Origin of the sequence: Streptomyces violaceusniger Tu 4113 (genome assembly GCF_000147815.2) — a bacterium.
Classification (GTDB): domain Bacteria; phylum Actinomycetota; class Actinomycetes; order Streptomycetales; family Streptomycetaceae; genus Streptomyces; species Streptomyces violaceusniger_A.
In genome coordinates this window covers 5856373-5876544 of record NC_015957.1, presented here as the reverse complement: position 1 = coordinate 5876544, position 20172 = coordinate 5856373, and the positions used below count along the sequence as shown (strand labels likewise).

Here is a 20172-nt window from a genome sequence, read left to right as displayed (position 1 = left end):
AGCCTAACTCTTTGTCTCAGCAACGATTGTCGCGCGGTTCCTCCGCTGTGCAGACTCGCCCGACCGGACCCCACCGGCGCACGTGAAGAAGGGACTGCGAGAACCATGACCGAACCCCGAGGACCCGTCGACTCCTCCCGGGTCCCGCGCTTCGCAGGCCCGGCCACCTTCGCCAGGCTGCCCCGCCTCGACGAGGTGTCCGGCGCCGACGTGGCCGTGGTGGGTGTCCCGTTCGACGGCGGTGTCTCCTACCGCCCCGGTGCCCGCTTCGGGCCCGCCGCGGTGCGCGAGGCCAGCCGGCTGCTGCGCCCCTACCACCCGGGCCTCGATGTGTCGCCGTTCGCCACCCAGCAGGTGGCCGACGCCGGTGACATCGCCGTCAACCCCTTCGACATCGGCGAGGCCATCGAGACCATCCAGGACGCCGCGAACGGCCTGCAGGCCGACGGCACCCGCCTGGTCACCATCGGCGGCGACCACACCATCGCGCTCCCGCTGCTGCGCGCCGCCGCACAGCGGCACGGCCCGGTCGCGGTGCTCCACTTCGACGCGCACCTGGACACCTGGGACACCTACTTCGGCGCCGAGCACACCCACGGCACCCCGTTCCGCCGGGCCGTGGAGGAGGGCGTCGTCGACACCTCCGCCCTCTCGCACGTCGGCACCCGCGGCCCGCTGTACGGCAAGCAGGACCTCACCGAGGACGAGAAGCTGGGCTTCGGCATCGTCACCTCCGCCGATGTCTACCGGCGCGGCGCCGACGAGGTGGCCGACCAACTGCGCCAGCGCATCGGTGACCGGCCGCTGTACATCTCCATCGACATCGACTGCCTGGACCCGGCCCACGCCCCCGGCACCGGCACCCCGGAGGCGGGCGGCCTGACCTCGCGCGAACTCCTGGAGATCCTGCGCGGACTGGCCGGCTGCCGACTGGTGGGCGCCGATGTGGTGGAGGTGGCGCCCGCCTACGACCACGCCGAGATCACCTCGGTCGCGGCCTCCCACGTCGCCTACGACCTGATCAGCCTGCTCGCACTCCAGGGGAAGCGGGAGACCACGGATGAGTGATTCCCCGGCACTGACCGAGGTCGAGAGCTACGGGGTCGAGCGCATCCCCGACGCGGACCGCAGCGCGACCCCCTTCGACCTGTTCCGCGTCGCGTTCGGTGGCGCCAACACCTTCGCCACCTGTGTGCTCGGCGCCTTTCCGATCCTCTTCGGGCTCTCCTTCTGGCAGGGCCTGGCGGCGACCGTGCTCGGCGTGGTGGGCGGCTCCCTGATCCTCGCCCCGCTCGCGGTGTTCGGCCCGCGCAACGGCACCAACAACGCGGTCTCCTCCTCGGCACACCTGGGGGTGCACGGACGGATCGTCGGCTCCTTCCTGTCGCTGCTCACCGCCATCGCGTTCTTCTCCATCTCGGTGTGGTCCTCCGGAGACGCCCTGGTCGGCGGCGCCCACCGGCTGATGGGCGTGGAGCAGAACGACGGCGTGTTCGCCCTCGCGTACGGCATCTTCGGGCTGCTGGTGCTGACGGTGTGCGTATACGGCTTCCGGTTCATGCTCTTCGTCAACAAGATCGCGGTGGTGGCGGCCTCGACGCTGTTCGTCCTCGGATTCTTCGCCTTCGTGGGGGACTTCGACCCCGGCTACCAGGGCTCGTTCGCCTCGGTGTCCACGGCCGGATTCTGGCCCGCGTTCATCGGCTCGGCGCTGATCGTGCTGTCCAACCCGGTGTCCTTCGGGGCCTTCCTCGGCGACTGGGCGCGCTACATCCCCGCCGACACCCCCCGCCGGAAGGTCGTCACGGCGGCGTTCGCCTCGCAGATCGCCACCATCCTGCCGTTCTTCTTCGGCCTGGCCACCGCCTCGATCATCGCCAAGAAGGCCGCACCGTACATGGACGCGGACGCGCCGAACTACGTCGGCGGACTGCTGGCCATCTCGCCCGGCTGGTACTTCCTTCCGGTGTGCCTGCTCGCGCTCATCGGCGGCCTGTCCACCGGCACCACCTCGCTCTACGGCACCGGCCTGGACTTCTCCAGCGTGTTCACCCGCTTCAGCCGGGTGCAGGCTACGCTGTTCGTCGGGGTGCTCTCGATCGGGTTCATCTTCCTCGGCCGGTTCGCCGCCAATCTGTCCCAGTCCATCTCCACCTTCGCCACCCTGATCATCACCTGCACCGCCCCATGGATGATCATCATGGTGCTCGGCTATGTGACCCGGCGCGGCTGGTACGACCCCGATTCGCTCCAGGTGTTCAACCGGCGCCAGCGCGGCGGCCGTTACTGGTTCCACCACGGCTGGAACTGGCGTGGCATGGGCGCATGGCTGACCGCGGCGGTGCTCGCCCTGATGTTCGTCAACGTCCCCGGGCAGTACGTCGGCCCGCTCGGCGATCTGGCCGACGGCGCGGACATCTCGCTGCCGGTCGGTCTCGCCACCGCCGCGCTCCTCTACCTGACACTGCTGTGGATCTTCCCTGAGCCGCGCGAGGTGTACGGGCCCGAGGGGCCGCGGCTGGTCCGCGCCTCGGACGCGCCCGTGCCGCCGATCACCACGGAGACCGGCGCGCCCGTGACCGCGGTGACGGAAGGGGCATGAGGCCACCGTGCGCCTGATCGACCTGTCCGTACCCGTAGCCACGGGAATGCCGGTCTACCCCGGCGATCCGCGGGTGGCCATCGCCCCGGCGCTGAGCGCCGCCGCCGACGGGGTGAACGTGCTGCACCTGGACATGGGGTCGCAGTCCGGCACCCATGTCGACGCGCCGTTCCACATCGACGACACGCTGCCCACCCTGGATGAGCTGCCGCTGGAGCGCTTCTGGGGCCGGGCCGTGGTGGTGGACGCCCGTGGCGCGGAGCCCCGGACTCCGCTCGGACCGTCCCTGTTCGAGGGGTGCCTGTCCGAGGGCCGCCCGCGGGCCGGAGACATCGTGCTCGTGGCCACCGGCTGGTCGCGGCACTGGGGCGGCGACGACTACCTCGCCCATCCGTATCTGACCCGGGAGGCCGCCGAACTCCTGGTGGCCGCCGGGATCCGCACCGTCGGCATCGACGCGCTGAGCGTCGACCCCACCCCCGCCGACGACTTTCCCGCCCACCGGATCCTGTGCGGCGCCCACGCCGTCATCGCCGAGAACCTCACCGGTCTCGACCCCCTGCTCGACGCGCAGACGGCGGGAGAACCCATCGAGGTCTCCCTGCTGCCGCTGCGGCTCCCCGCGGCCGACGGCGCCCCCGTGCGGGCCGTGGCCCGCGTCGGCTGAACCACCCACGCAAGGAGCACCACCCCATGAACGACGAGGTTCTGCAGGCCGCCGACGCCGTGGTGGCGGCGTTCGGCGAAGGCCGCCTCGACGACTACTTCGCGGCGTTCGCGCCCGATGCCACGTTCGTCTTCCACACCACCTCCGAACGGCTCAACTCCACCGCGGAGTACCGGGCGCTGTGGGGCCGCTGGGTCGCGGAGGACGGCTTCCGCGTCCTGACCTGCGCCTCCACCGACCGGCTGGTCCAACTCCTCGGCGACACAGCGGTGTTCACCCATCTGGTGAAGACCACGGTGAGCACCACGGCCGGTGAGGAGACCACCCACGAGCGCGAGACCATCGTCTTCCGCCGTCAGACCCACGGCCACTGGCTGGCCGTACACGAACATCTCTCCGCAGCACCCGGCACGATCATGGAGACGGAACGATGAGCGAGCTTCTCGTCCTGCCCAACCACATCGACGGCGCGTACACCGACGCGGCCGACGGCCGCCGCCTGGAGGTCACCGACCCCGTCACGGGCGAGGTGTACGCGTCCTCGCCCCGGTCGGGCGCCGCCGACGTGGACGCCGCGATGGCCGCCGCCGCGGCGGCCTTCCCCGTCTGGCGCGACGCCACCCCGTCCACCCGGCAGAGGCTGCTGCTGAGGATCGCGGACGCGGTCGAGGCCCGGGCGGAGGAGATCGCGGACGCGGAGTGCCGCAACACCGGTAAGCCGCGCGCCCTCACCCTCACCGAGGAGATCGCCCCGATCGTCGACCAGATCCGGTTCTTCGCCGGTGCCGCACGGCTGCTGGAGGGCCGCTCGGCCGGTGAGTACATGGAGGGCCTGACCTCGATCATCCGGCGCGAGCCGATCGGGGTGTGCGCGCAGGTCGCGCCGTGGAACTACCCGCTGATGATGGGCGTGTGGAAGTTCGCCCCGGCCCTCGCCGCGGGCAACACCGTCGTTCTCAAGCCGTCGGACACCACCCCCGCCTCCACCGTGCTGCTCGCGGGCATCATCGGCGACATCCTCAAGGAGATGGGCCTTCCGGCCGGCATCTTCAACGTGGTGTGCGGCGACCGCGAGACCGGCCGGCTGATGGTCGAGCACCCCACCCCGGCGATGGCGGCCATCACCGGCTCGGTGCGCGCGGGCATGCAGGTCGCCGCGTCGGCCTCGAAGGACATCAAGCGGGTCCATCTCGAACTGGGCGGCAAGGCCCCGGCGGTGGTCTTCGAGGACGCCGATATCGCGGAGGCCGTGGAGGGCATCTCCCTCGCCGGATTCTTCAACGCCGGACAGGACTGCACCGCGGCCACCCGGGTCCTGGTCCACGAGTCGGTCCATGACGCCTTCGTGAGCGCGCTGGCCAAGGCCGCCGCCGCGACCAGGACGGGCGGTGGCATCGACGACGAGGAGGTGCTGTACGGGCCGTTGAACAACGCGGGCCAACTCGCCCAGGTCTCCGGCTTCATCGAGCGGCTCCCCGCACACGCCACCGTTGAGACGGGCGGCCACCGGGTCGGCGACAAGGGCTTCTTCTACGCGCCCACCGTGGTCTCCGGGCTCAGGCAGGACGACGAGATCATCCAGAACGAGGTCTTCGGCCCGGTCATCACCGTCCAGCCGTTCCGCGACGAGGCCCAGGCCGTCGCGTACGCCAACGGCGTGGAGTACGCCCTCGCCTCGTCGGTGTGGACCAAGGACCACGCCCGCGCGATGCGGATGTCCAAGGCCCTGGACTTCGGCTGCGTATGGATCAACACCCATATGATCCTCGCCGCCGAGATGCCGCACGGCGGCTACAAGAAGTCCGGCTACGGCAAGGACCTCTCCGCCTACGGCTTCGAGGACTACACCCGCGTCAAGCACGTCATGACGGCCCTCTGAGGTCCGCCGCTCTTCCGGCCCTCAGCACCGCGCCGCACCGATCCGGCGCGGTGCTGAGGGGAAGGCGGCCGCTCGTCTGTGAACGAGCCGTCGCGGAAGCCTTGTTCAGCCGCTCCGGGCCTGCCCTGCCCGACTAGCCTGGTGCGATATGAGCGAGATGACACTGCGCCGGGCCCATGTCTCCGACCACGGGACCATCGTCCAGTGCGTGCGGAGCTGGTGGGGCGACTCACGCACCCCCGAGCAGGCGCGCGAGCTGTCGCGGCTGGTGCCCAGGCTGTTTCTGCAGTTCTTCTCCGGCACCAGCCTGGTGCTGGAGGACGAGGACGGGATCAAGGCGTTCCTCGTGGGCTTCCACGCCGCGGACAACGACGACGAGGCGTACATCCACTTCGTCGGGGTCGACCCCCAACTGCGCGGGCAGGGCGTGGGCGGCAGGCTCTACACGGCCTTCTTCCAGCGCGCCGCCGAGGCGGGCCGCCGGGAGGTGCGCGCCATCACCTCGCCCGCGAACACCGGATCCGTGGCCTTCCACCGAGCCATGGGGTTCACCGTCGAACCGGGCGATCAGGAGGTCGGTGGCGTTCCCGTGCACAGCGACTACGACGGCCCCGGGCAGCACCGGGTCTGCTTCCACCGGCGGATCGCCCTTCAGCCGTAGCGGACGCGAGGGCTGGGCGGACGCGAGGGGTTGACGGTGGGGGAGTGGTGCCCTACACCGATATGGGAGCGCTCCCATGGCTCCGATGGCTCCCATGACTCATGGACCGCACCTCATGGACCGCCGAAAGGAAAGCCCATGACACGCACCAGACATCCGCTCGCCGCCCTGATCCCGTTACTCGTGTTCCTCGCCGTCTTCGCCGTCCTCGTCCCGCTCGGCGCCGGTACGGCCCGCGCCGAGTCCAACGGCGGGATGAAGGTCATGCCGCTGGGCGACTCGATCACCGACGGGTTCAACGTTCCGGGCGGCTACCGCGTCGGCCTGTGGCAGAAATTCACGGCGGGCCGCTACAAGGTCGATCTCGTCGGCTCGCTCTTCAACGGCCCGTCGGGTCTGGGCGATCACGACCATGAGGGGCACTCGGGCTGGACGATCCAGCAGGTCGACGACAACGTCGTCAACTGGCTGCGCGCCCAGAACCCGCACACCATCCTGCTGCACATCGGCACCAACGACATCTACGGCAGCGACCCTGCCGGGGCGCCCGCCCGACTGTCCCGCCTGATCGACCACGTCACCGCCCAGACGCCGAACGCGGAACTCTTCGTCGCCACCATCACCCCGCTGGGCTTCCTGGACTCGACCGTGCGGGCCTACAACGCGGCGATCCCGGGCATCGTGCAGAGCAAGGTCAACGCGGGCAAGCGCGTCCATCTGGTTGACATGTATAGGGCATTGACGCCCGCGGATCTGGCCGACGGGGTGCACCCGAACGCCGGTGGCTACGACAAGATGGCCGACGTCTGGTGGAGGGCACTGCTGTCGGTGCCGGGCAGCATCGGCACCCCCTCGTCCGCCACCCCCTCGTCCGCCACCCCCTCGTCCGCCACCGCCGGTTCCACGGCGTATGGCTACGGGTCGGCCGCACGGGCGGCATGGGCCGCATGAGCCGCATGAGCCGCATGAGCCGCACGGGCGGCATGGGCCGTATGGGCCGCCCCCTTCACCGTCACAGTCCAGGAAGGACAGCCGCATGAACCACACCCCCGCGTCCGCGGGCACCACGCGCATACCCGGACGGCGCCGGAGGACACCGAGGTCGATGGCCGCGGCATTACTCGGCGGCGTACTGCCGCTGCTCGCCTCACTGTTCCTGCTGGCCCCGACCCCCGCGGCGGCGGCCTCGCTCACCGAGGTCACCGGCTTCGGCACCAACCCCAGCAACCTCCGCATGTACGAGTACGTGCCGGACAACGTCGCGGCACGGCCCGCCGTCCTCGTGGCGGTGCACTACTGCACGGGTTCGGGGCCCGCGTTCTACTCCGGCACCGAGTTCGCCTCCCTGGCGGACCGTTACGGCTTCATTGTCATCTACCCCTCCGCCACCAGAAGCGGCGCCTGCTTCGACGTGTCCTCCCCGCAGGCACTGCGCCACGACGGCGGCAGTGACCCGGTGGGCATCGTGTCGATGGTCCGCTACGCCCAGCAGCGCCACAACGCCGACCCCAACCGGGTCTATGTCACCGGCGCCTCATCGGGCGCCATGATGACCAACGTCCTGCTGGGCGACTACCCGGATGTGTTCAAGGCGGGCGCGGCGTTTGCGGGCGTGCCCTTCGGCTGCTTCGCCACCACCGATGGATCCGGCTGGAACTCCGCCTGCGCCAACGGCACCATCACCAAGACACCGCAGGCGTGGGGCGATCTCGCGCGCGGGGCCTACCCCGGATACCAGGGCGCCCGGCCGAGGATGCAACTGTGGCACGGCACCGATGACGGCACCCTGCGCTATCCGAACTTCGGCGAAGAGATCAAGCAGTGGACCAACGTCCTCGGGGTGAGCCAGACCCCCGTCCTCACCGACCGTCCACAGCCCACCTGGACCCGCACCCGCTACGGCGCCACGGGCAACCAGGCCCCCGTCGAGGCGATCAGCGTTCAGGGCACGGGACACTCCCTTCCGGCCGCCGGCATGGCCGCACGGGCCATCACCTTCTTCGGCCTGGACGCCGGCTGATCTACTGACGGCCGGGGCGACGATGAGAAAGGCGCCAAGGGGCCGGTTTCGCCAGCCCCTTGGCGGCCTTCGGCGGGCGTGTGGACGGCCGGTGCCCACGGCCACGGAGAACACTTCCGCCCCCTCGCCCGCCATCCCTCCGGCGGCCACCAGTGCCCTTGCGGTGTGGAGCCTGACCTGGCGCTACGCCGGGTGCGCGCCTATGTTTTCCCCCTCGGGAAGGGGAGCGCGTGGACCGGAACATCCGCACGGTGGACGACGTCATGAGACTCCTGGACGGCCTCTTCGCACCGGAGGCCGACCGCTGGACGGCCGACGGTGCCTCGTGGTGGGACGGTTTCTACGCGGACCGCTCCAAGCCCGTGCCGTTCTTCGTGGCGAAGCCCGACGAGCATCTGGTGTCGTATCTCGACCGTGGCCTGGTCACCCCGGGCCGGGCGCTCGACCTGGGGTGCGGCCCCGGCCGCAACGGCCTCCACCTCGCCTCCCGGGGCTTCACGGTGGACGCCGTCGACCTCTCGCCCACGGCCATCTCCTGGGCCACGGAACGCGCCCGTGAGGCCGGAGCCGAGATCCGGTTCCACTGCGGCGACGCCTTCGCGCTCACCGCGGGTGAGCTTGCCGGGCCGTATGACCTGATCTGCGATTCAGGCTGTTTCCACCATCTGCCACCGCATCGCCGGGTCAGTTACCTCGCTCTCCTCGAGCGGGCCCTGGCCCCCGGTGGCCATCTCGCCCTCAGTTGCTTCGCGGCGGGCGCGATGGGCTCCGAACTCCCCGACGCGGCCTTCTACCGCCAGTCCGCTCTCCACGGTGGCCTCGCCTACACACCCGAGTCCCTGCGCTGGATCTTCTCCGAGCTGACCGAGATCGAGCTGCGCCGCATGCACGACGAGCCATCCGACTCCCCGCTCTTCGGGGAGCCGTTTTTATGGGCAGCCCTCTTCCGCCGCGCCACGGAGGCTGGGAGCGCGGTCTGAGGGCCGGTCGGGTTCCCCGGCCGGATCGCCATGCGGGGGCCGTCGGCGGTCACCGCGCCGGGGCGGGCCCGGACACCGACACATCGGCCGAGGCGTCGGCGTGGCCGGCGGTCCACCGCTGGTCGTTCCGGTCGTCGGCCGAGCGCAGCTCGACCTGGCTGTCGGGGTCGTCGTCGTCCGGGGTGATGGCGAAGTCCGGTGCGATATGAGGGCGTATCAACCCCTGGCGGTCGACCACGAACCGCAGGTTCTCGCCGTTGTCGCCCTCGGCGGAGGAGCACGGCCAGATGCCGACACCCCGGTCGGTGTCCCCACGCGAGTCCAGGCAGAAGTCGGGGTCGGCCTCGGTGTGCAGCAGCCCCTCGGAGTCCAGCCGCCACCGCTGGGTGTCGGTCCCGGCGCACTGGGCCAGGACGGCGTCCGTGCGCTTCTCCAGCCGCTGGTCGCGGATGTCCAGACAGAGCCCGGAATCGGCGTTGATCACCGCCGTGTAGGTGTCGCTGGGAATCGGGGCGGCCGGCGGCGGGGCGCTGCTCGGGGGAGGTGTGGCGGGGGCGGTCGTGGGCGGTTCGGTCATGCCACCGGGGTTCGGCGGGCGCTGTGGCCGCTTCGTCGGAGCCGGCGGATCCGTCGTCGGCTGAGCCGAAGGGGCCGAAGGGGTGGCGGTGGCGGACGCGGGCGGAGGTGTGTTCGTGCGACCGGCCGGGGTCATGTCGTCCCCGCCGGACACCAGCACGGCGACCGTGGCGGCCACCGCCGCCACGGCCGCCACCGCGATCAGCGCGGTCATCGCGGGCGGCCGGGAGCCCGTCCAGGCCGGTCGGCGCCACCGGCCCGCCGATCCACCGTCGTCCGGCACGTCCGGCACGTCCGGCACGTTCGGCACGTCCGGCACGATGCCGGCGCCCCCGGCGACCCCCGTGACTCCGGCGACGCCCGCGACCGTCGCGCCCTCCGCGGTCTCGGCGGGGGGATACGGCGGCGGGGGAGCGGGGACCAAGGGCGGGTCCGGCTGCCGCGGCTCCGCATACGACGGTGTCGCCGATCCGACCGAGGGCAGACCGTTGACCGGCCCCGCCGTGACATAGGCCGCCCCGCCCCACCCCAGGAGCCCGTCGGCGATCACGGTCCGGGGATCCTCGTCCATCCGTATCAGGTCGGTGTACACCCCGGCACACGACGGGCAGGTGGACAGATGGCGGTCCAGGTCGTCGCAGCGCCGGGGGTTGTCCGGCCGTACCGCCGCCTCGATGAGGCCCCGGAACCCCTGACAGGTCTGCTCGCCGCCACGCTCCAGATGGGTCCGCAGCCACGCCTCGCGCAGAGCGCCCCGTGCCGTCTCCCGGAGCGTGGGGACAGTGTGCGGCGCCAGCCCCGCGAAGGTGGCCACCGCCGTGTCGGGATCCTCGTCCACCACGCTGTACCACAGGACATCACGGGTGCGCGCCGAGAGGCTGAGGAAGCCATCCAGCATGGCCGAACGCTCCCGCGGCCTCCGCTGTCCGGCCTCGCGATCCGCGGTGATACCGGAGCGGCCGAGCCACTCGGCGAACGTGGGGTCCAGCCTCTCCGCCCGGTTGCCCTCCGCCCAGGTGGCGGCCACCCGCTGGACGAGCAGCAGCAGATGATGCCGCCACGGTCCCCAGGGGTCGATACCGTGACAGGTCTCCTGCGCGGCGAGGCCGAAGGACAGGTCGGCGAGCTGGTCGGCGTCGGTCCGGGTCCTGGCGCAGAGCCGGGCGTAGGACAGCACCGCCGGCAGGTGGCGCTCCCGCAGTTGCTGCGTGGCCGGGAGGGCGGTGGGCGCCCCGGAGTGGATGCGCTCGGTGAGTTCCGCGTCGGACAGTTGGGCGTACGGCCGCTCCCCGGCGGTGGCATCGGGCTCGGTTCCGTGCTGGTCGGTCACCCTCGCGACTCCTCGCGTCACCGGCAGTGAGACGAGTGCCCATAGTGGTGGAGCGCACGGGTGCGGGTAAAGGTATCCGGCAGGAACTCCCCCCAGACGACAATTAATTACGGTCAGTGGTGAAGCGGCTGGCGAAGCGCACCTCCGCAGTCAGCCGGCCGGCGGTCCGGCGCAGCTCGGGGTCGAAGTGGTCCGGCGGGGTGAGCACGCTGGTACCGCTGCCGCGATCCGCCCCTCAGCGCCGCTCTCACGCACCGCGCCACGCGATGCTCTTGTCCAGCCATCCCGTGTACGTGCCGTCCGGCTGCAGCCGGTTGAACGCGATGCGGTTGTCGTCGAGCCGTGCGAACACGAACACCGAATCGGCCTGGGAACCCACCCCCACGGCGCCGTCGGTCGTGATGTCGCCGGGCACCTCCTCCCAACCGGTGAACGCCCCGTTCGCGCCGACCCGGTTGGAATGCACGCGTCCTTCCGTGTCGGTGGCGAACACCAGCACCTCGTCTCCGCTGCTGACCGCCGCGGGCTGAGTGCCGCTCACGAGCTCACCGGGCACCTCTTCCCAGCCCGAGAACCCCTCGTCGGCGCCGCTCCGGTTGTACAGGACACGGCCGTCGTCGTCCCTGGCGAACACATAGAGGTCGTCCCCGACAGCCGCCCCCGTCGGAGCGGTCGGGCTGCGCATGGAGAACGTCTCCGCCATGGAGACGGACCGCACCGTGCTGGGAAGGGGCCTGACGGCCTCGACCTCCCAGAGGCCGTCGGACAGCGCGGACGGGGGGAACACGACCTCGACGCCCTCCCCCTCGTCGGTCTCCACGAGGTCCGCCATCCGGTCGGCGATGGCCTCCGCGATCGCCTCGGCGGACTCGGTCATGATGGGGCCGGCGAGTGGGACGTTGAGCGCGGTCGGCAAGATCAGGTCGTGGATGGTGGCCGCGGCGTCATCGGATTCCCTGATCTCCTGTATCTCGTCGTGCAGGAACTGAATGGCTATACCGGGGTCCTCGGTCGCTCTGATCGCAGTCATACAACGCCTCATCGCAGGTCGAAGTCCGCCCGGAGTCAATGCACCGAGCCCGTTCGGGACTGTCGGTCGACGGCTGTTCCCAGCATGGACTCGATGCCGCTCCCGCTCGCGGTGGGCTCCGCCTTCCGGGTGGTGCCGCCACCGCCGTGGCCACCCGGTGCGGCGTCGGATGGCGTGGCCTCGCCTACCGTTGGAGGCGGCCGGAGAACCAGGGAGGCGGGCATGATGACCACCACACCGGACACCGTCCCACTGCCCTCGGGGGAGTGGATGCCGCTGCTCGGCCAGGGCACCTGGCACATCGGTGACGACCCCCGGCGCCGCGCCGACGAGATCGCGGCGCTGCGGCATGGTCTCGACCTCGGGATGACGCTCGTGGACACGGCCGAGATGTACGGCAGCGGCGCTTCCGAGGAACTCGTCGGAGAGGCGATCGCCGACCGCCGTGACGAGGTCTTCCTGGTCAGCAAGGTGCTCCCCGGCCACGCCGACCGCAGTGGCACCATTACGGCCTGTGAGGACAGCCTGCGGCGGCTCGGCACGGACCGGCTGGATCTGTACCTGCTGCACTGGCGGGGGCGGATCCCGCTGGAGGAGACCCTCGAAGCCTTCGCCGAACTGACCGACAGCGGCAAGATCCGCCACTGGGGTGTGAGCAACTTCGACGTCTCCGATATGACGGACCTCGTCTCCACCCCCGGTGGCGACGGTGTCGCCGTCGATCAGGTGCTCTACAACCTGACCAGGCGCGGTGTCGAGTACGACCTCATGCCCTGGTGCCACCGGCGCGACATCCCCCTGATGGCCTATTCGCCCATTGAGCAGGGACGTCTGCCGCGCTCCGGTGCGCTGCGGGAGGTCGCACGGGCCCATGGCGCGACGCCCGCGCAGGTGGCGCTGGCGTGGGTGCTCAGGCAGGGGGTGGCGGCGATCCCCAAGGCCGGGCGGGTCGACCACGTCGAGGAGAACCGCGCCGCGCTGGATCTCGAGCTCACCCCGGAGGACCTGGACGCGCTGGACCGCGCCTTCCCTCCGCCCACGGGGCCCGTGCCACTCGAGGTCCTTTGAGCCCGGGATCCTCGGAGGCTTTGGGCGCTGCGGCTCCACGTACGCGGGTCTTACGCGTCTGGGCCGTGATGCGGGCGCGGCGGACCTCACGTATACGGGTCGTGGTAGCGCAGCAGCACCCCGACCCCGTCCTGCAGCGACAGTTCCTCACGCGGGACCGTGATCAGCTCGGCGCCGGTGCCCACCAGGGCCCGTACCATCACGGCCCCGGCGGGCTCCTGCCGTCCGGTGTGCACGCCGAAGGTGTGGAGGTCCGGCTCCGTCAGCGTGACGTGGGTGGGCTCGGGCCCCGCCCACAGCGACTCCGGAAGGTTCACCGGGCGGGTGAGCAGCAGGCAGTGGGCCTGGCCACGCTGTAGGGCGGTGATGGCGGCGGACAGCCCTTCGGAGGTGTCCGGGTGCCGGGCGCGCTGCGCCATGTAGCGGTGCGTCAAGGTCCGGTCCCGTTCGTTCACCGTGGCACGCAGCGTGTCAGTCAGCTCCGCCTCCAACAGGGCCCGGCCGGGTCCGGCCACCGGTCGTCCGCTGTCGGGCACGGTGACGACGCGATGTTGGGTGGACTTGGGCAAATGGTTGACCAGCACGCCGCGCAACCACACGTCCTCCGCCGCGCACCGCAACACGATCGTCTCGGCATCGGTCCAGCGGCGCAGATTCTCCAGCTCGTGGGCGACCGCGAAGGCGTTCGCCGGCCAGTCCCGGGCCGCGCCGATGTGGTTGTAGCGGGGCTCCGGTGCCACCCGGCTCATGGGCCACCGCCCGGCTTGGTAGTGCACCACCACATCCTCTTCCAGGTCGGTCTCCGCGAAGGCCCGGGAGAGCGCCACGGCCACATAGGGGATGTCCGGGGCGTGTTGCAGCGCCAGGGGCAGCACATCGGGGATCGAGGTGAAGCGGGCCGAATCGGCTGCCGGCGGCTCGGGGAGCTCCTCGGCCAGTCCGAGCCGTCCATGGGCGGCGAACAGGGCCTGGCCGTGCCGTCCGGACACCTCCCGGTCGCTGCCCACGGCGGTGTGCAGGGCGGAGAGGGTGACGTTGTCCACGCCCTGGCCGGACAGCGCGTCGCGCAGGTGCCGCCAGCGCAGCTCGATCGCCTTTTCCGGATCCTCGATGTCACGGGAGGTGTCCAGGTAGACGGCGGCCCATGGGCCGGGCCGCGCGTAGAGCGGATCGAGAAACGACAACTTCATATGCGCTCCGTACCTTGTCGGGCGACCTGACGGGGCGGCCCGACACGAGCGGGTTTCCTTCTCAGGCCGGATGAAACCGCTCGAAATCGCCGGTTCCGGTCAGTGCCGGGGCGGGGGTCGATCTACCCCGCGGCGGGCGGCGACGCACGCGTCCGGCAGGTCCTTCCCCTGCGGCCACGCCCCCCTCCGCGATCGCCGCGGGCCTGCTCGTCGGCGCGGTACTGCTGCGCGCTCCGCGCGCCGGACGAACGGTGGCCGCCGGGCACAGCGCCGGGAGGAGAGTGATGCGGCGGTCCATTGTCGGACCCCCGCGCTACCTTGCCCCCCATGACGGAATTCGTATTGGTGGCGGGTGCGTGGCTGGGATCGTGGGCATGGGACGGGGTGGTGTCGGAGCTGCGCGCGGCCGGACACGGCGTCCATGCCCTCACGCTGTCCGGACTCGCCGAGAAGCAGGGTGTGCAGGCCGGGCAGCAGACCCACGTCCAGGACATTGTCGGCGAGATCGAGCGCCTCGATCTGCGCGATGTGGTCCTGGTGGGGCACAGCTATTCGGGCATCCCGGTCGGTCAGGCCGCCGAGCGCATCGGCGACCGGCTGGCCCACGTGGTGTTCGTGGACTCCAACGTTCCGGCGGACGATGAGTCGTTCCTGTCGGGCTGGCCCGGCGGCCGGGCCATGGTGGAGGCGTCGATGGCCGCGAACGGCGGCTTCTGGGCGCCCCTGACCGAGGCCGACTGCCACGGTCAGGGGCTCACCGACGAGCAGATCGCGCGGATCGTGGGCGGCTGCACACCGCATCCGGGCGCCACCCTGTCCGAGCCGGCCGTCCTGGCGCGCCCGCTCGGCGGGCTGCCCGCCACGTACATCAAGTGTCTGCTCGACGGCGCCGAGCCGACGGACGACGTGGCCGAGCTGCTGAAGAGCGAGCACTGGGAGCTGGTCGAGATGGACACCGGCCATTGGCCGATGATCTCCCAGCCCCGTGAGCTGGCCCGGATACTGCTCCGGTGTGCTGGGGCATCGTGACGTCGCACCCCGCCTGACCGGTCCCGGGCGGTGCTCGCCCGGGACCCCGGCCCCCCGCATCGTGCGAGGCGGGGGCTACGTCGTGGGCTATCCCGGCGCCGGTGCCGTCATTCGCAGCCGTACCGCCAGTTCCACCCCACGAAGGTGTGCCGCAGCTCCACATCGAAGCGGCAGCTCGCCGTCCCGTCGGCCTTCAACTGGACGTAGGAGTGGTGGGTGTTGTCGTACCAGTCGCCGGTCGGATCGAAGACCCCCTGGTACGCGAAGTCGGCGTGCGCCTCGGAATTGACCTCGGCGCAGTCGGTGACACAGTCGTCCTTCGCGGTCTGCGAGGTGAGCGACCAACCGGCGTCCCACGGCTCGCGGTTCCACTCCTGGGTGGCCGTGGTGCCGGCCGTGGTGACGCGGCCGTTCGCCGTGTCCCACGAGGAGGCGGTGTACAGCCCCGTCATCCGGATGTTGCAGCAGTCGTACATCTCGTTCCAGCCACGTAGCTGATGCCCGGCGGTGGCGGTACGGGCCGAGCGCTCCGATGCCGGTCCGTGCTGGACGGAGACCGGTTCCGGCTTGCAGTCGGCGCCTATGGTGATCTGTCCCGAGACGGCCTGGCCGGGCGCCGGAACGGGAAGCTCACCGGTCAGCCGGACACCGTCACAGGACTTCGGCGCCGGGTCGGACTCCTGGGCCGTCGCCACCGTCGTACCACCCAGGAACGCCACCAGGGAGACGGCCGACACGGCCGCGATGCTCAACCGGCTATTCACTTCTCACGCCCTTTGATCCGATGCGATCCGAAACGGGCAGCGCGCCTCGGAACCGGTGCGCCGCCAGGTCACGCGGGTGATCGTAACGGCGGTCGTCCGCGGAAACGGGGGGCGCGGGAAAGGTTGGCAGGAAGGTGGCATCGCGGCCCCGCCCGGCCGCGCACACGACATCACGCACCTCGGCTGCGCTACACTTTCCGGGTCCTGTTGTCTCTGATAGAGGTGGACGTTGCGTATCTGAGGTTCGCGATCATCGCGCGGTACGGCACAAGCCGTAGCCCGTCACGTCGTAGTCGGCCTTCTCGCCGCCCGTGACCCGTGTGAATGCGACCTCGGCGCGTCAGCCGTCCCTCACCCTTCGGAGGGCCGCACCCGTTTTCCCGGCTTGGTCGCCGCGTGGTGCTCGCATACGTAGCCCCTTTTCACAGCGCTTGCGAATGCGAGAACACCATGGCAGCAACCCCCACCCCCACCCCCAGCGCCTCCGTGACCTGCTCGGCCATGTCCTTCCAGTGGCCGGACGGCACGACCGTCTTCGACGGGCTCTCGCTCGGCATCGGACGGGGCCGCACCGGTCTCGTCGGCACCAACGGCAGTGGCAAGTCCGCCCTGCTGGGGCTGATCGCCGGCCGGCTGCGTCCCGTGCAGGGCTCGGTGACCGTCGGCGGCAGCCTCGCCTACCTTCCGCAGAACATCACCCTCGACACCACCCTCCGCGTCGACCAGGCCCTGGGCATCGCCGAGCGGCGCGCCGCCCTGAGCGCCATCGAGGCCGGAGACGTCGACGAGGCCCACTTCGAGACGATCGGCGACGACTGGGACGTCGAGGAGCGGGCTCTGGCGACACTGGGCTCACTCGGGCTCGGCGATGTCGAACTGGACCGCACCGTCGGTCATCTCTCCGGCGGGGAGACCGTACTGCTGCGGCTGGCCGCCCTGCTCCTGGAGCGCCCCGATGTCCTGCTGCTCGACGAACCCACCAACAACCTCGACCTGTTCGCACGGCGGCGGCTCTACGACGCCGTCGACTCCTGGCGCTCCGGTGTGCTGGTCGTGGTCAGCCACGACCGTGAGCTGCTGGAGCGGGTGGACCGCATCGCCGAACTGCGGTCCGGGTCGGTGACCTGGTACGGCGGCGGCTGGTCCGCCTACCGGGAGGCGCTGGCCACCCAGCAGGAGTCGGCCGCGCGGATGCTGCGGGTCGCCGAGGCGGATGTGCGTCGGCAAAAGCGCGAACTGGAGGAGACCCACATCAAACTGGCACGCAGGCAGCGGAACAGCAAGAAGATGGACGTCGAGCGGCGGGCCCCGAGAATCGTCGCCGGTGCCCGTAAGAGGTCCGCGCAGGAGTCGGCCGGAAAGCTTCGTGACCTGCAGGAAGACCGCCTCCACGAGGCGCGTGAGCGGCGTGAGGAGGCCGCCGAGGCGGTCCGCGACGACGCCGAGATCCGGGTGAGCCTGCCGCACACCGCCGTGCCCGCGGGCCGCACCGTGCTCAGCCTGAGTGAGCTGCGCCCCCGGTACGGCGCCCTGCACGACGCCACCCTCCATGTGCAGGGGCCCGAACGTATCGCGCTGGTGGGACGCAACGGAGCGGGCAAGACCACACTGCTGCGCACCCTCACCGGCCAGCTCTCCCCGCTGTCCGGGGAGGCCAGGGCGTTCGTGCCGCTGCGGTTCCTCCCTCAGCGGCTGGATGTGCTGGACGACGAGCTGAGCGTGGCGGCGAACGTGGCGCGCCGGGCGCCCGGGATCACCGACAACCAGATCCGCTCCCAGCTCGCGCGCTTCCTGTTCAAGGGGGCGCGTGCGGAACAGCCGGCGGGCACCCTCTCGGGTGGCGAACGTTTCCGGGCCGCCCTCGCGGCCACCATGCTCGCCGCACCGGCCCCGCAACTGCTGCTGCTCGACGAGCCGACCAACAACCTGGACATGGCCAGTGTGCGGCAGCTCACGAGCGCGCTGGACTCCTACGAGGGTGCGCTCGTGGTCTCCAGCCACGATCTGCCGTTCCTGGATTCGATCGGCATCACCCGGTGGCTGCTGGTCGGCGAGGAGTTGCGGGAGACCGGTGCCGACGAGGTCCGGGATCTGCTCGAGGCGTCATCCGCGGCCGAGGGAGTGGCTGAGAGGAACTGAGACGAGCTGAGACCGACTGGCCACCCGCGGCATCACACGGCGAAGGTCACACGGCGAAGGTCACACGGCGAAGGTCACACGGCGGACGTCACGGCGGACGTCATACGGTGAACGGGTAGGTCTCGGGAGCCTCGCCCCGCTCCCAGCCGGCGGTGCGCTCCAGCGGTTCTAGGGCGCGTGTCTCATCGATGTGGATGACCGCGTCGAACTGGTCCGCCACCCGTGCGAGGAAGTAGTGGCTCTGCCGCTCGGTGTCCGGGCGGTAGATCACTCCGATCGCGCGCTCCAGCAGCGCCGACGTCAGCCGCCCCCGGGCGAGTGGAGCGCGGCCGAAGTCGAGCAGGAACTCCTTCTCCCCGGCTCCGTGGAAGAGCTCTTCGACGCTCTCCGCGAGGGCGGGGCGCACCCGCTTCCGTGCCGCGGGCGATCCCCAGTCGTCCGCCGCCGTCACGGTGCCCGTGTAGGTGGTGAAACCGAGCAGCCGGCAGTCGTCTGCGTGGCCTTCGCGCACCAGCTGGCCGACGTTGAGCTCGCCGCGCATGGCGGACTCGGTGGCGCGGGCATCGCCCAGATGCGAGTTGTGCTCCCAGACCACGATCTTCGCCGGTTCCCCACGTTGCTTGCCCAGGTGCTCGGCGAGCGCGTCGAGGGTGTCCACCATGTGCCGGTCCCGCAGATTCCACGAGGAGACCCGTCCGCCGAACATCGAGCGGTAGTACTCGGCGGCGTTCCGCACGACGATCGCGTTCCGCTGGGCGTAGAACAGGTCGTCCTCGGCCAGTAGCCCGTCCCGCCGCGCGTACTCCAGCGCATGGCGCTGCATGTCCCGCAGCTGCTCCACGATCTCGTCCTCGCAGGTCGGGCCCGCGCCGAACGCCGCCTGGAAACCGTAGACCTGACCGTCGTCCCCGTCGTGGCGCTCCAGACACGCATAGCGTTCGCGGGCGCGCGCCGCGGCGGTCGGGTCGACCCGCTCCAGGTAGCCGATCACCTCATCGATCGACCGGTACATGCTGTAGACGTCCAGCCCGTAGAACCCGGCCTTCGCCCCGTCGCTGAGCGGGTCGTTGTGGTCACGCAGCCATCCGACGAAGTCGAGCACGGCCGTGTTGCGCCACATCCAGGTCGGGAAACGCTCGAAGCCCCGCAGGGACTCCTCGGCGGTGGCGTCGTCACCGCGCCCCCGGACGTAGCGGTTCACACGGTAGGCATCGGGCCAGTCCGCCTCCGCGGCCACGGCGCAGAAGCCCTTCTCCTCGATGAGCCGCCGGGTCATCCGCGCCCGCGCGGCGTAGAACTCGTGGGTGCCGTGCGACGCCTCGCCGATGAGCACGAAGTGCGCGTCCCCCACCAGGTTCAGCAGCGCGTCGCCCTGAGGTACGCCGTCCTCGACGGCGAGGGCCTCGCCCCGGATGAGGACCGCGTCCGTCGCGGCCTCCGCGGCGGGCGGGACCGGCGGGACCCGCGAGGCCGCGCGCAGCAGGTCGCGCACCTCCTCGTCGGTGGTCTGGGTGAAGTCCCAGTAGGAGGCGCCGACCGCGTAGAACGGGGTGGGGGTGGTCGCGCAGATCACCTCGTCGACCATCGTCGACAGCTCCTGGCAGGTGGACTCGGGCGCGGCGGGCACCGCCACCACGATCCTGCCGGGCCGCATGCGCCGCAGCGCCTGGAGGGCGGCGCGGACGCTCGCGCCCGTGGCGAGGCCGTCGTCGACGAGGATGACCGTCCTGTCCTCGATGTCCGGCATGGGGCGGTCGCCGCGGTACATCCGCTGCCGGCGCAGCAGTTCCCGGCCTTCCCGCTCCGCCACCTGCCGGACCGCTTCCGGCGAGATGTTCAGTCCGCGGATGACGTCCTCGTTGAGTACCACCACCCCGCCACTGGCGATCGCCCCCATCGCCACTTCGTCCCGGCCCGGGACACCCAGCTTGCGCACGAGCAGGACATCGAGTTCGGCGTCCAGTGCGGTGGCCACCTCGTACGCCACCGGAACGCCGCCACGGGGCAACGCGAGCACCAGCACATCGGGGCGGCCTCGGTAGTGTTCCAGACGGCCGGCCAGGACTCGGCCGGCGTCCCTTCGATCGCGGAACAGACGCTCGGACATCCCCAGTCCTCCTCCTTCGGCCAGGTGCGTACAGTGCGGACCCGTCGAACGATGCCGTCCTTCTTCCAGGGTGCACCTTGGGGAACCCATCGCGGGAGGCGTGGCCGCCCGCCCGGGCCACCCCGCCTCT

General features: G+C 70.9%; 16 protein-coding genes and 2 pseudogenes. 13 read left to right on the top strand and 5 right to left on the bottom strand.

Annotation, left to right across the window (positions count from 1 at the left end; all coding sequences use genetic code 11):
- Positions 1-105: 105 nt before the first annotated feature.
- The 9 genes and pseudogenes from speB (at position 106) to STRVI_RS24210 (ending at position 8809) form a co-directional block, all read left to right on the top strand.
- A complete protein-coding gene (speB, locus tag STRVI_RS24250; protein ID WP_014058268.1) occupies positions 106-1068 on the top strand; it encodes an agmatinase in 963 nt (320 codons plus the stop codon).
- On the top strand, positions 1061-2602 hold the full coding sequence (locus tag STRVI_RS24245; RefSeq protein WP_014058267.1) for a purine-cytosine permease family protein: 1542 nt from the start codon (positions 1061-1063) through the stop codon (positions 2600-2602). Before speB ends, STRVI_RS24245 begins: the two co-directional genes overlap by 8 nt.
- Before the next feature lie 7 nt (positions 2603-2609).
- Positions 2610-3269 (top strand): cyclase family protein, encoded by a 660-nt coding sequence (locus STRVI_RS24240; RefSeq protein WP_014058266.1) that lies wholly within the window; start codon positions 2610-2612, stop codon positions 3267-3269.
- A 26-nt stretch (positions 3270-3295) separates the two neighbouring features.
- Positions 3296-3703 carry a YybH family protein gene (locus STRVI_RS24235; protein ID WP_014058265.1) on the top strand — a complete coding sequence of 136 codons (408 nt, stop codon included), beginning with the start codon at positions 3296-3298 and terminating at the stop codon, positions 3701-3703.
- On the top strand, positions 3700-5148 hold the full coding sequence (locus tag STRVI_RS24230; RefSeq protein ID WP_014058264.1) for a gamma-aminobutyraldehyde dehydrogenase: 1449 nt from the start codon (positions 3700-3702) through the stop codon (positions 5146-5148). Before STRVI_RS24235 ends, STRVI_RS24230 begins: the two co-directional genes overlap by 4 nt.
- A gap of 148 nt (positions 5149-5296) precedes the next feature.
- Complete coding sequence (locus STRVI_RS24225) at positions 5297-5809, top strand: GNAT family N-acetyltransferase (protein WP_014058263.1); 513 nt, start codon at positions 5297-5299, stop codon at positions 5807-5809.
- Positions 5810-5947: 138 nt separating this feature from the next.
- Positions 5948-6760, top strand: a complete 813-nt coding sequence (locus STRVI_RS24220) for an SGNH/GDSL hydrolase family protein (protein ID WP_014058262.1) — start codon at positions 5948-5950, stop codon at positions 6758-6760.
- 154 nt (positions 6761-6914) lie between these two features.
- Positions 6915-7826 (top strand): annotated as a pseudogene (locus tag STRVI_RS24215) (extracellular catalytic domain type 1 short-chain-length polyhydroxyalkanoate depolymerase); the annotation flags it as partial.
- Between the two features lie 233 nt (positions 7827-8059).
- Positions 8060-8809, top strand: coding sequence for a class I SAM-dependent methyltransferase (locus STRVI_RS24210; protein ID WP_014058260.1), 750 nt, complete (start codon positions 8060-8062; stop codon positions 8807-8809).
- Positions 8810-8858: 49 nt separating this feature from the next.
- Here the strand turns inward: STRVI_RS24210 and STRVI_RS46520 are convergent, their stop codons facing one another.
- Both STRVI_RS46520 and STRVI_RS54725 read right to left on the bottom strand, forming a co-directional pair.
- Positions 8859-10715, bottom strand: a complete 1857-nt coding sequence (locus tag STRVI_RS46520) for an RICIN domain-containing protein (RefSeq protein WP_014058259.1) — start codon at positions 10713-10715, stop codon at positions 8859-8861.
- 247 nt (positions 10716-10962) lie between these two features.
- On the bottom strand, positions 10963-11745 hold the full coding sequence (locus STRVI_RS54725; RefSeq protein ID WP_014058258.1) for a hypothetical protein: 783 nt from the start codon (positions 11743-11745) through the stop codon (positions 10963-10965).
- A 222-nt stretch (positions 11746-11967) separates the two neighbouring features.
- On the opposite strand from STRVI_RS54725, the gene STRVI_RS24195 reads away from it, so the two are divergent.
- Positions 11968-12813 (top strand): aldo/keto reductase, encoded by an 846-nt coding sequence (locus tag STRVI_RS24195; protein ID WP_014058257.1) that lies wholly within the window; start codon positions 11968-11970, stop codon positions 12811-12813.
- A gap of 86 nt (positions 12814-12899) precedes the next feature.
- Here the strand turns inward: STRVI_RS24195 and STRVI_RS24190 are convergent, their stop codons facing one another.
- Positions 12900-14003, bottom strand: coding sequence for a hypothetical protein (locus tag STRVI_RS24190; protein ID WP_014058256.1), 1104 nt, complete (start codon positions 14001-14003; stop codon positions 12900-12902).
- 327 nt (positions 14004-14330) lie between these two features.
- Here STRVI_RS24190 and STRVI_RS24185 point away from each other — a divergent pair, with 327 nt between their 5' ends.
- Positions 14331-15032 carry an alpha/beta fold hydrolase gene (locus STRVI_RS24185; protein ID WP_014058255.1) on the top strand — a complete coding sequence of 234 codons (702 nt, stop codon included), beginning with the start codon at positions 14331-14333 and terminating at the stop codon, positions 15030-15032.
- A 107-nt stretch (positions 15033-15139) separates the two neighbouring features.
- Here STRVI_RS24185 and STRVI_RS24180 read toward each other — a convergent pair whose 3' ends face one another.
- Positions 15140-15784: a hypothetical protein gene (locus tag STRVI_RS24180; protein ID WP_251982728.1), complete on the bottom strand. Its 645-nt coding sequence runs from the start codon at positions 15782-15784 to the stop codon at positions 15140-15142.
- 336 nt (positions 15785-16120) lie between these two features.
- Here STRVI_RS24180 and STRVI_RS56440 point away from each other — a divergent pair.
- Both STRVI_RS56440 and STRVI_RS56435 read left to right on the top strand, forming a co-directional pair.
- Positions 16121-16864, top strand: a pseudogene (locus STRVI_RS56440) (ATP-binding cassette domain-containing protein); the annotation flags it as partial.
- Positions 16865-16987: 123 nt separating this feature from the next.
- On the top strand, positions 16988-17935 hold the full coding sequence (locus tag STRVI_RS56435; protein ID WP_435532622.1) for an ATP-binding cassette domain-containing protein: 948 nt from the start codon (positions 16988-16990) through the stop codon (positions 17933-17935).
- 100 nt (positions 17936-18035) lie between these two features.
- On the opposite strand, the gene STRVI_RS24170 is transcribed toward STRVI_RS56435, so the two are convergent.
- Positions 18036-20042 carry an erythromycin esterase family protein gene (locus tag STRVI_RS24170; RefSeq protein WP_014058252.1) on the bottom strand — a complete coding sequence of 669 codons (2007 nt, stop codon included), beginning with the start codon at positions 20040-20042 and terminating at the stop codon, positions 18036-18038.
- Between the last annotated feature and the right edge of the window lie 130 nt (positions 20043-20172).

Coding starts and splice junctions, on each gene's coding strand:
- speB (WP_014058268.1), top strand. CDS start 106: ATGACCGAACCCCGAGGACCCGTCGACTCCTCCCGGGTCCCGCGCTTC.
- STRVI_RS24245 (WP_014058267.1), top strand. CDS start 1,061: ATGAGTGATTCCCCGGCACTGACCGAGGTCGAGAGCTACGGGGTCGAG.
- STRVI_RS24235 (WP_014058265.1), top strand. CDS start 3,296: ATGAACGACGAGGTTCTGCAGGCCGCCGACGCCGTGGTGGCGGCGTTC.
- STRVI_RS24230 (WP_014058264.1), top strand. CDS start 3,700: ATGAGCGAGCTTCTCGTCCTGCCCAACCACATCGACGGCGCGTACACC.
- STRVI_RS24225 (WP_014058263.1), top strand. CDS start 5,297: ATGAGCGAGATGACACTGCGCCGGGCCCATGTCTCCGACCACGGGACC.
- STRVI_RS24220 (WP_014058262.1), top strand. CDS start 5,948: ATGACACGCACCAGACATCCGCTCGCCGCCCTGATCCCGTTACTCGTG.
- STRVI_RS54725 (WP_014058258.1), bottom strand. CDS start 11,745: ATGACTGCGATCAGAGCGACCGAGGACCCCGGTATAGCCATTCAGTTC.
- STRVI_RS24195 (WP_014058257.1), top strand. CDS start 11,968: ATGATGACCACCACACCGGACACCGTCCCACTGCCCTCGGGGGAGTGG.
- STRVI_RS24190 (WP_014058256.1), bottom strand. CDS start 14,003: ATGAAGTTGTCGTTTCTCGATCCGCTCTACGCGCGGCCCGGCCCATGG.
- STRVI_RS24185 (WP_014058255.1), top strand. CDS start 14,331: ATGACGGAATTCGTATTGGTGGCGGGTGCGTGGCTGGGATCGTGGGCA.
- STRVI_RS56435 (WP_435532622.1), top strand. CDS start 16,988: ATGCTGCGGGTCGCCGAGGCGGATGTGCGTCGGCAAAAGCGCGAACTG.
- STRVI_RS24170 (WP_014058252.1), bottom strand. CDS start 20,042: ATGTCCGAGCGTCTGTTCCGCGATCGAAGGGACGCCGGCCGAGTCCTG.